This window comes from Clostridium fessum, assembly GCF_003024715.1.
Classification (GTDB): Bacteria; Bacillota; Clostridia; order Lachnospirales; family Lachnospiraceae; genus Otoolea; species Otoolea fessa.
In genome coordinates this window covers 372,549-385,579 of the sequence record NZ_PYLO01000001.1, presented here as the reverse complement: position 1 = coordinate 385,579, position 13,031 = coordinate 372,549, and the positions used below count along the sequence as shown (strand labels likewise).

Here is a 13,031-nt window from a genome sequence, read left to right as displayed (position 1 = left end):
CGCATGGAAAGGGGGTAGAATAGTATCAACTGACCAGCCTTCGAAAAATGAAAGGACTTTTATTTTTAAGATACGAAAGGATGAAAAACATGGCGAAATCCTATGAAATGGATATGTGCAATGGTCCGATTCTCGGAAAGGTACTTACATACTCCATTCCGCTGATGCTTTCCGGTGTGCTTCAGCTTCTTTTCAATGCGGCAGATGTGATCGTGGTGGGACGTTTTGCAGGCAGCCAGTCTCTGGCTGCAGTCGGCTCGACCAGTTCCCTTATTAATCTTCTCATTAACGTCTTTATCGGTCTGTCGATCGGTGCGAACGTCCTGGTGGCACGCTATTATGGCGCGAAGAATGACCGCGACATGAGCGAGACAATCCATACGGCGATCACGGTCAGCCTGATGAGCGGGCTGTTTCTAGTCTTTTTGGGTTTGTTTACCTCACGTTTCTGGCTGGAACTGATGGGGACGCCGGACGATGTCATCGATAAATCGACGATCTACATGCGGATTTATTTTGCCGGTATGCCGGCAACGATGGTGTACAATTTCGGAAGTGCAATCCTGCGCGCGATCGGCGATACGAAACGCCCGCTGTATTTCCTGACCGTGGCAGGTGTTATCAATGCGGCACTGAACGTATTCTTTGTTACCCAGCTCCAGATGGATGTAGCAGGTGTCGCGCTGGCAACCGTGATTTCCCAGTGTATTTCCGCATTTCTGGTTATCCGCTGCCTGATGCGTTCAGATGGCGCGATGAAGCTGTCGCTTTCCAAGCTGGGAGTCAACCGGAGGAAACTTCTTCTTATTATAAAGGTAGGTCTTCCGGCTGGTATTCAGGGGGCGATTTTTGCGATCTCCAACGTACTGATTCAGTCGTCCGTCAATTCCTTCGGTTCGATCGCGATGGCAGGCAACACGGCATCGCAGAATATCGAGGGATTTGTGTATACCTCGATGAATGCGCTGTACCAGACCAATTTAAGCTTTACGAGCCAGAATATCGGAGCAGAGAAATACACGCGGATCAAAAAGATTCTTGCCACCTGCCAGGGCGTCGTTGTGACAGTAGGACTGGTGCTTGGATTTGCAGCATACCTCGGCGGTCCGTGGCTGTTGCAGATATATTCAGAAGACGCCGACGTTATTTCCTATGGACTGCTCCGGATGTCGATCATCTGTACGACGTATTTCCTGTGCGGCGTGATGGATACGATGGTCGGAAGCATCCGCGGACTTGGGTATTCGATCCTGCCGACGCTAGTCTCTCTGACCGGCGCCTGCGGACTGCGAGTGATTTGGATCTTTACCATATTTGCAGCGCAGCGGTCGCTGGCGATCCTGTATCTGTCGTACCCAATCTCCTGGGCGGTCACTGCGACGGCACATATGATCTGCTTCTGGCGGGCGGCGAAGAAGATGCCGAAGGAAGATGGCCATCCGGTGCGGGGATAGAATTTGAAAAACATAAACAGAACGTCATTAAAAAATAATTCGATTGATAATCTGATTGGTGTAAAGAAAAAATACTTGACACCAATTAGATTATCGTGTATGATAACACAGGTGATGAGGAATGGAAAAAATTGTTGAACAGGGTCTTTTGTATGATTTCTACGGAGAACTCCTGACAAAGCATCAGCAAAGTGTATATAAGGATGTGGTATTTAACGATCTGTCCCTCAGCGAGATTGCAGACGAACAGGGCATTACCCGTCAGGGTGTGCATGATCTGATCCGGCGCTGTGACCGTACACTTCTTGGTTATGAGGAAAAGCTTGGACTGATTGCCAAATTCCAGAAAACCAAGGAAAAAGTAACTGAGATTCATCGGTTGACGGAAGAATTCAGCCAGACACAGAATCAGGCGCTGATTGAGGCAATCGGGCGAATCTCAAACGAGATATTGGATTTATAATGCAGGAGGTTTTTGATGGCATTTGAAAGCTTGGCAGACAAACTGCAGAATGTGTTTAAAAACCTGACAGGCAAGGGACGACTCAGCGAGAGCGACGTAAAAGCCGGACTCAAAGAAGTCAAGATGGCCCTTCTGGAAGCGGATGTAAGCTTCAAGGTAGTAAAACAGTTTATCAATTCTGTACAGGAGCGGGCGATTGGAACCGATGTTTTAAATGGTCTGAATCCAGGACAGATGGTAATAAAGATTGTCAACGACGAGCTGGTCAAGCTGATGGGCTCCGAAATGACAGAGATTGCGTTAAAACCGGGCAATGAGATTACCGTCATCATGATGGCAGGTCTCCAGGGTGCTGGTAAGACGACCACGACGGCAAAGATTGCCGGAAAGCTCAAGGCAAAGGGAAAAAATCCATTGCTGGTAGCATGTGATGTCTACCGACCGGCGGCAATCGAACAGCTGCAGAAAAATGGTGAAAAACAGGGTGTTCCCGTATTTGCGATGGGAACGAACCACAAACCGGTCAATATCGCAAAGGCAGCGCTTGAGCACGCGGCGAAAAATGGCAACAATGTGGTTATCATCGATACAGCCGGTCGTCTCCACATCGATGAAGCGATGATGGATGAGCTGGTTGAGATCAAAGAGAATGTGGATGTTTATCAGACACTTCTCGTTGTAGATGCCATGACTGGTCAGGATGCAGTCAATGTAGCGAGCATGTTTAACGACAAAATCGGCATTGACGGTGTGGTTCTGACAAAGATGGATGGCGATACGCGAGGCGGTGCGGCTCTTTCTATCAAGGCGGTAACCGGAAAACCGATTCTCTATGTCGGTATGGGCGAGAAACTTTCCGATTTGGAACAGTTTTACCCGGACCGTATGGCTTCCCGGATCTTGGGCATGGGCGATGTTCTTTCCATTATCGACAAAGCATCTGCTGTGATCGACGAGGAGAAGGCAAAAGAACTCGGCCGCAAGATTAAGAAGGCAGAATTTGATTACAACGACTTCCTCGATCAGATGAACCAGATCAAGAAGATGGGCGGCATGGCGAGCATCATGAGCATGATGCCGGGCATGGGACAGCTTAAGGGTCTGGATTTAGATGAAAATGAGAAGACGATGGGGCGCGTAGAGGCGATCATCCTCTCGATGACAGCCGAAGAGCGGCGCAACCCGGATCTGATGAATCCGTCCCGCAAGAAACGAATCGCACAGGGCGCAGGCGTGGATATCGCAGAAGTCAACCGCCTGGTAAAACAGTTCGGAGATATGAAAAAGCTGATGAAACAGCTTCCGGGCATGGCAGGCGGCGGAAAACGCAAGGGTCTTGGCGGACTCGGCGGTATGCTTGGCAAGATGAAGCTGCCGTTTTAAACAAGTGTTAGTAGATGCAGTGTGCATTAGCTATATTTTATAATTCAAGGAAATAAGGAAAATTTCAGGAGGTAATTTAAAATGGTAAAGATGAGATTAAGAAGAATGGGTCAGAAGAAAGCTCCTTTCTATAGAATCGTTGTTGCAGATTCCAGATCCCCGAGAGATGGCAGATTCATCGAGGAGATCGGTATCTACGATCCGAACACAGAGCCGAGCACTCTGAAATTCGATGAGGAAGCTGCTAAGAAATGGTTAGCAACAGGCGCTCAGCCGACAGAGACTGTTGGTAAACTCTTAAAGATCGCTGGTATCCAGTAAATCAAGCATACTGACCTGTGAGGTGCAAAGGTATGAAAGAATTAGTAGAAGTTATCGCGAAAGCACTGGTTGAGAACCCGGACGAGGTAGTGGTTACAGAATCGGTCAAAGACGACGAGACTGTAATCGAGCTTTCCGTTGCACCGGCCGATATGGGTAAGGTAATTGGAAAACAGGGTCGTATCGCGAAAGCGATTCGCTCGGTTGTCAAGGCGGCTTCATCCAAGGAAGACAAGAAAGTTATTGTAGAGATTCAGTAATACAGACGAAGCTGAAAAGCCGGCTGCCTGAAAGGGTGTCCGGCTTTTTTATATCACAGGAAATTCAAGAGGATGCCAACGCAACCGCACCCCGGCGCGGGAATGCAAGGCACGTTCTATTTCATACAGGAGGATTATAGAATGGTTGATTATCTGAGAGTTGGTGTAATTACATCCCCGCATGGCCTGCGCGGAGATGTGAAAGTATTTCCTACCACCGATGATGTGAATCGTTTTAAAAAATTAAAAAAAGCGTATATCGACACTGGAAAAGAAAAAATGCCGGTGACCGTGGAACAGGTGCGTTTTTTCAAAAATATGGTCATTCTTAAATTTAAAGAGATGAATCGGATTGAGGACTGCGAGCCGTTTCGTAATAAGGATATTCTGATCACCCGCGATCAGGCGGTGAAACTGAATCCAGATGAGAATTTCATTGCCGATCTGATTGGTCTGAAAGTGCTGACGGACGAGGGCGAGGAGTTCGGTACGGTGAAAGATATCCTTCAGACAGCGGCTAACGACGTGTACGTGATCGAAGGACCTGAGGGCAAAGAATACCTTTTCCCATCCATCAAGGAATGCATCCTGAATGTGGATCTGGAGGCTGGCACTGTAACGGTTCATATCATGGACGGTCTGCTGGATCTGTAAATGGAATGAAAATCCTAAAATGAAAGTACCGTTGTGAAAGTGCTGTATAAATATAGGAGAAACGGATGAATTTTCATATTCTGACCCTGTTTCCGGAGATGGTAATGGGGGGACTGAACACAAGTATTACGGGGCGTGCGATTGACAAAGGGCTGATCTCGGTCGAGGCGATCAATATCCGCGATTACTCGAAGGACAAACACCACCATGTAGACGATGCGCCCTATGGCGGCGGCGCCGGTATGGTGATGCAGCCGGAACCGATTTACGATGCATATGAAGCCCTGGCGGCGCGCACCGGAAAACGTCCGCGCGTGATCTATCTGACTCCGCAGGGGCAGGTTTTCAACCAGAAAATCGCAGAAGAACTGGCGAAAGAAGAGGATCTGGTGTTCCTCTGCGGGCATTATGAGGGGATCGATGAGCGCGCGTTAGAGCTGGTTGTGACCGACTATCTCTCGATCGGCGATTATGTCCTGACGGGCGGTGAGCTTCCGGCGATGGTTATGATCGACTGCATTTCCCGTCTGGTGCCTGGTGTGTTAAATAATGACGTATCCGCGGAATTTGAGTCATTTCACGACAATCTGCTGGAATATCCACAGTACACCCGCCCGGTTGTATTTATGGATAAGGCGGTCCCGGACGTACTTCTGACCGGGCATCACAAAAATATCGAGACCTGGCGCCGTCAGAAATCGATCGAACGGACGCTGGAACGCCGCCCGGACCTTTTAAAGGATGCGGTTCTGGATAAGAAAGAGAAGAAATATCTGGAAGAGCTGATTCGTCAGAAAGAGGAAAAAGAAACAAAAAAACTCTAAAAAAGAGAGCAGAAAGTCCTTGCAAATCAAGGATTTCTATGATAAAATCATATTCTGTGAAATAAAGAGATGTTCCGCTGTTACAGGAAGCACGTTTTTACGGGATAAAAGATCGTATTAAGAACATCAAAGATTTTAAAGGAGGTTCACAAAGATGAACGAGATTATTAAGAACATTGAAGCAGCTCAGTTAAAGGAAACCGTTCCGAGTTTCAACGTAGGCGATACAGTACGTGTATCTGCTAAGATCAAGGAGGGAAACCGCGAGAGAATTCAGGTTTTCGAGGGAACTGTTATTAAGAGACAGAACGGCGGCGTTCGCGAGACTTTCACTGTTAGAAAGAGCTCCAACGGTGTTGGTGTAGAGAAGACCTGGCCGTTACATTCTCCGTCTGTAGAGAACGTTGAAGTAGTAAGAAGAGGTAAAGTAAGAAGAGCAAAACTGAACTACCTGAGATCCAGAATCGGCAAGGCAGCGAAGGTAAAAGAGTTAGTAAAATAATTTCTGAAGCGGATGGGGCTGCTGTACAGGTCAGCCTGCTGTGCATCCGGATATGCGGTTATGTGTGTCCGGCGCGGCGGGAGGAGCTGTGCAGCAGCTTTTTTTCGTGTAATAGGAAATTCCTTGTGATTCCCTATTATAAAAAAGAATGTGTCCTGGCACATTCTCGCGCCGAGCGCGGTCGCTTGCGACATGAGCGATGATTCATGGGGAACGGATAGAGAGGGAGTGACATATGGAGCTGAAAGAGGATAAAAACCGCATCCGTCTGGTGGTTGGATGGATCGTGGATATCGCGGTGGTAATTTCGATCGCGTGGTTCGCCGTGTTTGCGATGGGGACGCAGATACGGGTGAGCGGTCAATCAATGGAACCGGTGTTGTCGCAGAACGAAAAGGTTCTGATGAACCGCCTGAGTTACCGCGTGATGCGCCCAAAGCGCTATGACATTATCGTATTTGAAAAAGAAACGGGAAATTACAATATAAAACGCGTCATTGGACTGCCAGGTGAGACGGTGCAGATCAAGGACGGTTATATTTACATTAATAATGAAAAATTAGACGCCCCGAACGACTTGGGTAAGGCGGCTCTGGCTGGACTGGCGGAATATCCGATTAGTCTGGATAAAAACGAATATTTTCTGCTGGGTGACAACCGCTCCGGCAGTGAGGACAGCCGCTTTTCCAATGTGGGAAATGTGAAGTTCCGGCAGATCAAAGGAAAGGTCTGGCTGCGGATCCAGCCGGTTAGCCGGTTTGGGTTGATTTCGTCGAGATAGGTTCTAAGAAAGGAAGAAAATTTCATGCAGATACAATGGTACCCTGGACATATGACAAAGGCAAAAAGAGCCATGAAGGAAGATATCAAGCTGATCGATCTGGTGATTGAGCTGGTGGATGCGCGCGTGCCGCTCGGCAGCCGCAACCCGGATATTGATGAGCTTGCGAAGGGAAAGGGACGGATTGTCCTTTTAAATAAGGCGGATCTGGCGGACGACGGCTGTACAGAGCGCTGGATCGCATGGTTTAAGGAGCAGGGCATCCATGCACTCCGGATCAACGCGCGCAGCGGCATGGGAATGAAGCAGATCCAGCCGCTGGTGCAGGAGGCATGCAAGGAGAAAATTGAGCGTGACCGCCGCCGCGGTATCAAAAACCGCCCGGTGCGGACGATGGTAGTCGGCATTCCGAATGTCGGAAAATCGACCTTTATCAATTCCTTTGCCGGAAAAGCCTGCGCCAAGACTGGAAATAAACCGGGTGTTACCAAGGGAAACCAGTGGATCCGCTTAAATAAGACACTGGAACTTCTCGATACGCCGGGAATCCTCTGGCCGAAATTTGAAGATCCGAATGTGGGACTGTGCCTTGCATTTATCGGCTCGATCAACGATGAGATTCTGGATAAGGAAGAGCTGGCAGCCGAGCTGATCAAAAATATGTCCGGACGTTACGGAAAGCGCCTGGAAGAGCGGTATGGTGTGACGCTGGTTGAGAATACGGCTGGGGACGGCGAAGATACAAAAAAAGCCTGGGAAATTCTGCGTGAAATCGCAAGGGCACGTTCCTGTCTTTTAAAGGGCAGCGAGCTGGATACGAAAAAAGCGGCTGGCTTCCTATTAGATGACTTCCGCAGCGGCAAACTGGGGCGCGTGACGCTGGAAGTGCCGGAGGTATAGGAAAACATGAGAAAACTAACAGGAGAAAAACTGGAAGCAGAACTGGCGCGTCTCGAAGGAATGCGCGCCTATGAACATCAGTACGAAAGTGCAGGGATCGTCTGCGGCATTGATGAGGCGGGCAGAGGTCCATTAGCCGGTCCGGTGGTGGCGGCGGTCGCGGTACTTCCGAAAGACTGTACGATTCTGCGGCTGAACGATTCCAAAAAATTGTCGGAAAAATGCCGGGAAGAATTATTTCTGGAAATCAAAGAAAAGGCAGCTGCCTACGGAATTGGAATTGTAAGCCCGGAGGTGATCGATTCCATCAATATTTTGCAGGCGACCTATGAAGCAATGCGTCAGGCAGTCGCACAGCTTCCGCAGGAGCCGGATATCTTTTTAAATGACGCGGTCATCATTCCGGGGATTTCGGAGGAAAAGCAGATTAAGATTATCAAGGGCGATGCAAAAAGTGTCTCGATCGCGGCAGCCAGTATCCTGGCAAAAGTGACGAGGGATCATATGATGATGGAGTACGATAAAATCTATCCGGAATACGGGTTTGCGAAGCATAAAGGATACGGAACCAAGATGCATAACGAGGCAATTTTAACCTATGGTCCATGCCCGATCCACCGGAGAACCTTTTTGAAGAAGCTGCTGGGCGAGGAAGCCACGATGCAGGGAATGAAATAACAGAAAGGGAGCTGAATGGGAGAAAGAAACTTTCATCTTCATGGAAATTCATTCAACCGCCGTGCCATCGGAACTGAATATGAAACCCTGGCGTGTGAATATCTCACCCGGCATGGTTATCAGATTCTCTGCCGGAATTTCCGCTGTCGCCAGGGTGAAATTGATATTATCGCAAGAGATAGAGACTACCTGGTTTTTATCGAGGTCAAATACCGCCGCGATGAACACGAAGGCGATCCGGCGGAGGCAGTGGATGCCCGCAAGCAGGCGCGGATTCTTCGTACCGCCCGGTATTATATGACGCGTTATCATATTTCCGAGGACACGCCGTGTCGGTTTGATGTGGTGGCGGTGCTTGGCAGTAACGTGAGATTAATTCGGGACGCGTTCTGGTGCGGATAATTACAAATGAAAGAATTCAAAAACTGCACAATCAGATTTGAGCAAGAGACAGAAAAAGGATGTGACAATCATGGCGCTTACCTATATACAAAAAACAGTTCATCCGACACCAATTACCCTTCATGAGTCAAACGGAGTGGCTTATTTTACCTTTCCGCTCTTAGAGCAGACCAGGATGGTGCGCCACGCATTTTCTACCCGGCTTGGCGGAGCGAGCAAGGGGTATTTCAGTACGATGAACTTTTCGCTGACGCGCGGCGACAACCGGGACGATGTGCTTGAAAATTACCGGAAAATGGCGCGGATTCTGGGAACGGATGTGTCAAAGATGGTGCTCAGCCATCAGACACACACGACGAATATCCGTCTTGTTACGGAAGCGGACGCTGGAAAAGGAATCTGGCGGGAACGCGATTATGAAAACATCGACGGGCTTATCACAAACGTGCCGGGGCTGACGCTGGTTACATTTTTTGCGGACTGTGTACCATTATATTTTGTAGATCCGGTGCATCATGCCATCGGACTGTCGCATTCCGGCTGGAAGGGAACCGTTCACCGGATGGGACAGAAAACGATCGAGGCGATGGGAGAGGCGTTCGGCACGAAGCCGGAGGATCTGTGCGTCTGCATCGGACCGAGCATCTGCCGGGACTGTTATGAGGTCAGTGAGGATGTGGCAGACGCATTTAAAGAAGAATTTGGAGCAGAAATCAGTCAGGATGATTCAACATCCTGTTATTCCTGGAATGGGAAATCGATTCTCATGAATAAGGGGAATGGCAAGTATCAGCTTGACCTCTGGGGCGCGAACCGCCGGGTGCTCCTGAATGCCGGAATTTTGCCGGAGCATCTGGCTGTGACGAATGTATGTACGAAATGCAATCCGGATCTTTTATATTCACACCGCGTGATGGGAGATAAGAGGGGGAATCTGGCGGCATTTTTATCGCTAAAGTAAGTATACAATCTGTCTGTCAAACAAGTGAATGAATGTTTTGCAGAAAAGAACAGCAGCATGATTGAAAATCGGTCGTTCAAGTCCGGTTTTGTCAATCATGCTGCTGCCGTTTTTTTCGCCGTTTCAGCGAAGATTCAGAAGAGCCCTACGATGCCTTATTTACCAGCCATCTTTTTTTCCTGTTCCTCAATCATCTTTTTGACCATATAGCCGCCGACGGAACCAGCCTGTGCGGAGGTCAGGTTACCATTGTAGCCCTCGCTTAACGGAACGCCAATCTCATTGGCAACCTCCATCTTAAAGCGGTTCATCGCTTCCTTGGCTTCCGGTACATTGGTTTTGTTCGTGTTGTTGGAACTAGACATAACAGACGCCTCCTTTTTTGCGTGTGCCCCTTCAAACTTTCGTTTGTCCGGGTGTCTCTTTTTGTTACATTCTCAGTATGCGGATCTTAAAAGTGAAATACACTAGAAGGTTTTGTGCGAATTGACATTTTGGGGCAAAACTCCCACAATGTAGGGAAAAAAGTTAGTATTGATCCGATTTTATGCTTGTATATCAGTAAAACTCATACTATAATAGAACAGATGTAGTGTTAAAAAATACGCAAACTGTTTGGTGAATTTTACGGTTGCAGTTCAAAATACATTAATATTTCTAGTAAGATGGAGAAAAATCCATGCGGGTAATAGCAGGAAGTGCCAGAAGGCTTACTTTAAAGACGATCGAGGGAATGGATACGAGACCGACGACGGACCGTATCAAAGAAACTCTTTTTAATATGATTCAGAATGATATTTATGGATGCACATTTCTCGATTTATTCAGCGGAAGCGGGGCGATCGGGATCGAAGCTTTAAGCCGCGGGGCAAAAGAAGCTGTTTTTGTGGAGAAGAATCCGAAAGCGGCGGACTGCATCCGTGACAATCTGAAAGCGGCCCGCCTTGCTGATAAGGCGACGCTCTTAAACTGTGATATTTCGGATGCATTGAAACGGATAGAAAACCGGAAGAGCGCGTTTAATTTCATTTTTATGGATCCTCCGTACAACCATCTCTGGGAGAAAGAAGTGCTTACTTATCTGGCACATTCGTCCCTGGCAGATGAACATACGATGATCATCACAGAGGCATCGAAAGAGACCGGGTGCAGCTACCTTTCAGAACTGGGATACCATCTCGAAAAAGAGAAGATATATAAGACGAATAAACATCTGTTTATCCGAAAAGCTTGAATACCAAAGGAGAAAAAAAGATGAAAACAGCCATTTATCCGGGCAGCTTTGATCCGGTGACGCTCGGACATTTTGATATTATAAAGCGATCCTCCGAAATTTTTGATCAGGTCATCGTGGGAGTTTTGTGTAATAACGCAAAATCTCCGTTGTTTTCTGTCGAAGAACGTGTTAAGATGTTAGAGGAAGTGACAAAAGACATTCCTAACGTGGAGGTGCAGTCGTTTGACGGACTTCTGGTCGATTTCATGCGCCAGAATCACGCAAAGGTCATCGTGCGTGGTCTGCGTGCGATCACGGATTTCGAATATGAGCTGCAGCTCGCGCAGATGAACCGGGTGATTGCACCCGAAATAGATACCCTGTTTCTGACAACGAACCTTAAATACGCGTATTTAAGTTCCAGTATGGCAAAAGAGGTTGCGATGTACGGCGGAGACATTTCCGAATTTCTCGATCCGGTCATTGCAAAACAAGTACAGGAGAAATACCAGGCGCTTCAGGAAGACAGGGAATGTAAGTAAGGAGAAAAGCTATGAGCAGAATTGAACAGATCATCACAGAAATTGAAGATTATATCGACAGCTGCAAGTTTCAGCCGCTGTCCAACACGAAGATTTTAGTAAATAAAGAAGAGATTGAAGAACTGCTCGTGGAACTGCGTCTTCGCATTCCGGAGGAGATCAAGAAATATCAGAAGATCATCAGCAACCAGGATGCGATTCTGCAGGAGGCACGTTCCCAGGCAGACGCGATGGTAGCCGAGGCGACCGCCCAGACCAATGAACTGGTTAATGAGCATGAGATCATGCAGCGTGCATATGCAGAAGCAAACAGCATTATTGAGCAGGCAAATGCACAGGCACAGCAGATCGTGGACAACGCTGTCACAGAGGCAAACAATATCCGCCAGGGTTCCGTTCAGTACACGGACGACATGCTCCGCAGCCTGCAGACCATCATCAAGCATTCGATGGAGGGCGCGCAGAGCCGTTTCGAGTCTTACATGAGTTCGATGCAGTCCAGCTACGATGTCGTATCTTCCAACCGCAATGAGCTGGCTGGCAGTGTCGTGACCGAGCCGGAGGAGAACACAGGCGCCGAGGCAGCAGCGGCCGCTACACAGGCGGCATCCGGCGAAGCAGCAGAATAAAGAGAACGAACGAGAGACTGGCGTGAACCAGTTTCCACAGTACATAATGCCGGATGGAAAGTCCGGCATTTTTTTCTCTGTCTTTTCGGCTGTCCCGTATGACTGAATTTGTCTGGGCGATCCCGGATAACCCGCCGAACGCAGCACATGCCGCTATCGCGCCGGATTGAACCGGGATACTGAATATGGCACCAGAACGGGCGATCGCATCGATGCCGGTTGTCATTTCAGCCGTCCCGATCAGAACCAGACGCAGCGTGCCGGAACAGAAGGCGTCGGCAAAGGCAGCGAGGATCGAATACAGCATGATCAAACCGCCGATGCGGACCTGCAGTTCGATGCAGTCCATCAGGATGGTGTCGAAGGAAGCGGGAACGGAGACAGATGTGGATTTTGTGCGGGCAGGCTTGACAGAGCCGGTTTCTTTCGAAAAAAATCGGTTTTGAAGGGTAAAAGAAGTTACTTTATTATAAATGCATAGAAGACTTCCAACCAATAAAAGCGGCGTATATAGTGCCAGAACCAGATAGTTTGACGGAACTGCCGGGTTCAGCCTAGGTGCAGCATATCCGGCGATAAACATGGGGCTTGGCGAAGCACTGATGGCGGTCAGAAGCCGTTTTTCATGTGCCGAAAGCAGCGATTTCCGGTTAAAATCGGCGGCAGTTTTCATTCCCATCGGGTAACCGCAGAGCAGCCCGGCAAGCAGGGCATAGCCGCTGTAGACAGACATCCCAAGATGTTCCAAAACCGGATGAAATGGCGCTAGAAGCAGCCGGACGCCGCCGTGTTCAGCTAAAAGCTTTGAGAAGAGCATAAAGGGAAATAACGTCGGAAAGACCGTATTGAACCATAAAAGAAGTCCTTTCTGTGCCCCATCCGCAGAGAGACGCGGATGCGAGAGCAGAAGCGCCAGGATAAGTGCTGGGAACAGGGCGGATAATATTTTTTTTATATATGGCATGGGAGCGCCTTTCTATCATTAAAAAGTAATATAAAGATAGATTATATATATGTAGACAGAAAATGGCTCATTCCTTTTGGAAGCCTGAAAACCGGCA

General features: G+C 48.4%; 18 protein-coding genes. 16 read left to right on the top strand and 2 right to left on the bottom strand.

Going from position 1 to position 13,031, the window contains the following annotated elements; genetic code table 11:
- Window positions 1–89: 89 nt before the first annotated feature.
- The 13 genes from C7U56_RS01920 (at window position 90) to pgeF (ending at window position 9,583) form a co-directional block, all read left to right on the top strand.
- Window positions 90–1,454 carry an MATE family efflux transporter gene (locus C7U56_RS01920; protein WP_107000401.1) on the top strand — a complete coding sequence of 455 codons (1,365 nt, stop codon included), beginning with the start codon at window positions 90–92 and terminating at the stop codon, window positions 1,452–1,454.
- 121 nt (window positions 1,455–1,575) lie between these two features.
- Window positions 1,576–1,917 (top strand): YlxM family DNA-binding protein, encoded by a 342-nt coding sequence (ylxM, locus tag C7U56_RS01915; RefSeq protein WP_106999921.1) that lies wholly within the window; start codon window positions 1,576–1,578, stop codon window positions 1,915–1,917.
- A 15-nt stretch (window positions 1,918–1,932) separates the two neighbouring features.
- Window positions 1,933–3,300 (top strand): signal recognition particle protein, encoded by a 1,368-nt coding sequence (gene ffh, locus C7U56_RS01910; RefSeq protein ID WP_106999920.1) that lies wholly within the window; start codon window positions 1,933–1,935, stop codon window positions 3,298–3,300.
- An 81-nt stretch (window positions 3,301–3,381) separates the two neighbouring features.
- Window positions 3,382–3,621, top strand: a complete 240-nt coding sequence (gene rpsP, locus C7U56_RS01905; protein ID WP_106999919.1) for a 30S ribosomal protein S16 — start codon at window positions 3,382–3,384, stop codon at window positions 3,619–3,621.
- Window positions 3,622–3,653: 32 nt separating this feature from the next.
- Window positions 3,654–3,881 carry a KH domain-containing protein gene (locus tag C7U56_RS01900; RefSeq protein ID WP_022360235.1) on the top strand — a complete coding sequence of 76 codons (228 nt, stop codon included), beginning with the start codon at window positions 3,654–3,656 and terminating at the stop codon, window positions 3,879–3,881.
- Between the two features lie 141 nt (window positions 3,882–4,022).
- Window positions 4,023–4,535: a ribosome maturation factor RimM gene (gene rimM, locus C7U56_RS01895; protein ID WP_106999918.1), complete on the top strand. Its 513-nt coding sequence runs from the start codon at window positions 4,023–4,025 to the stop codon at window positions 4,533–4,535.
- A 65-nt stretch (window positions 4,536–4,600) separates the two neighbouring features.
- Entirely contained in the window at window positions 4,601–5,359 is a 759-nt protein-coding gene (gene trmD / locus C7U56_RS01890) for a tRNA (guanosine(37)-N1)-methyltransferase TrmD (protein WP_106999917.1), read from the top strand.
- 154 nt (window positions 5,360–5,513) lie between these two features.
- The gene (rplS, locus tag C7U56_RS01885) at window positions 5,514–5,861 is read left to right on the top strand and encodes a 50S ribosomal protein L19 (RefSeq protein ID WP_022360232.1); all 348 of its coding nucleotides are present in this window, start codon (window positions 5,514–5,516) and stop codon (window positions 5,859–5,861) included.
- Window positions 5,862–6,096: 235 nt separating this feature from the next.
- Window positions 6,097–6,642, top strand: a complete 546-nt coding sequence (gene lepB / locus C7U56_RS01880; protein WP_106999916.1) for a signal peptidase I — start codon at window positions 6,097–6,099, stop codon at window positions 6,640–6,642.
- Window positions 6,643–6,666: 24 nt separating this feature from the next.
- The gene (ylqF, locus tag C7U56_RS01875; RefSeq protein WP_022358769.1) at window positions 6,667–7,542 is read left to right on the top strand and encodes a ribosome biogenesis GTPase YlqF; all 876 of its coding nucleotides are present in this window, start codon (window positions 6,667–6,669) and stop codon (window positions 7,540–7,542) included.
- A 6-nt stretch (window positions 7,543–7,548) separates the two neighbouring features.
- The gene (locus C7U56_RS01870; protein ID WP_106999915.1) at window positions 7,549–8,220 is read left to right on the top strand and encodes a ribonuclease HII; all 672 of its coding nucleotides are present in this window, start codon (window positions 7,549–7,551) and stop codon (window positions 8,218–8,220) included.
- Window positions 8,221–8,235: 15 nt separating this feature from the next.
- Window positions 8,236–8,622 (top strand): YraN family protein, encoded by a 387-nt coding sequence (locus tag C7U56_RS01865; protein WP_106999914.1) that lies wholly within the window; start codon window positions 8,236–8,238, stop codon window positions 8,620–8,622.
- Window positions 8,623–8,692: 70 nt separating this feature from the next.
- Complete coding sequence (pgeF, locus tag C7U56_RS01860) at window positions 8,693–9,583, top strand: peptidoglycan editing factor PgeF (protein WP_106999913.1); 891 nt, start codon at window positions 8,693–8,695, stop codon at window positions 9,581–9,583.
- A gap of 155 nt (window positions 9,584–9,738) precedes the next feature.
- Here the strand turns inward: pgeF and C7U56_RS01855 are convergent, their stop codons facing one another.
- Window positions 9,739–9,948, bottom strand: coding sequence for an alpha/beta-type small acid-soluble spore protein (locus C7U56_RS01855; protein WP_022358773.1), 210 nt, complete (start codon window positions 9,946–9,948; stop codon window positions 9,739–9,741).
- Between the two features lie 314 nt (window positions 9,949–10,262).
- Here C7U56_RS01855 and rsmD point away from each other — a divergent pair, with 314 nt between their 5' ends.
- Genes rsmD through C7U56_RS01840 form a run of 3 tightly spaced genes read left to right on the top strand, consistent with a single transcriptional unit; the run spans window position 10,263 to window position 11,970 of the window.
- A complete protein-coding gene (rsmD, locus tag C7U56_RS01850; RefSeq protein WP_106999912.1) occupies window positions 10,263–10,817 on the top strand; it encodes a 16S rRNA (guanine(966)-N(2))-methyltransferase RsmD in 555 nt (184 codons plus the stop codon).
- Window positions 10,818–10,837: 20 nt separating this feature from the next.
- Window positions 10,838–11,341, top strand: a complete 504-nt coding sequence (coaD, locus tag C7U56_RS01845; protein WP_022358775.1) for a pantetheine-phosphate adenylyltransferase — start codon at window positions 10,838–10,840, stop codon at window positions 11,339–11,341.
- An 11-nt stretch (window positions 11,342–11,352) separates the two neighbouring features.
- On the top strand, window positions 11,353–11,970 hold the full coding sequence (locus C7U56_RS01840; RefSeq protein ID WP_022358776.1) for a hypothetical protein: 618 nt from the start codon (window positions 11,353–11,355) through the stop codon (window positions 11,968–11,970).
- Here the strand turns inward: C7U56_RS01840 and C7U56_RS01835 are convergent.
- On the bottom strand, window positions 11,936–12,934 hold the full coding sequence (locus C7U56_RS01835; protein ID WP_233430148.1) for a nucleoside recognition protein: 999 nt from the start codon (window positions 12,932–12,934) through the stop codon (window positions 11,936–11,938). The genes C7U56_RS01840 and C7U56_RS01835 overlap by 35 nt on opposite strands.
- Window positions 12,935–13,031: the final 97 nt, after the last annotated feature.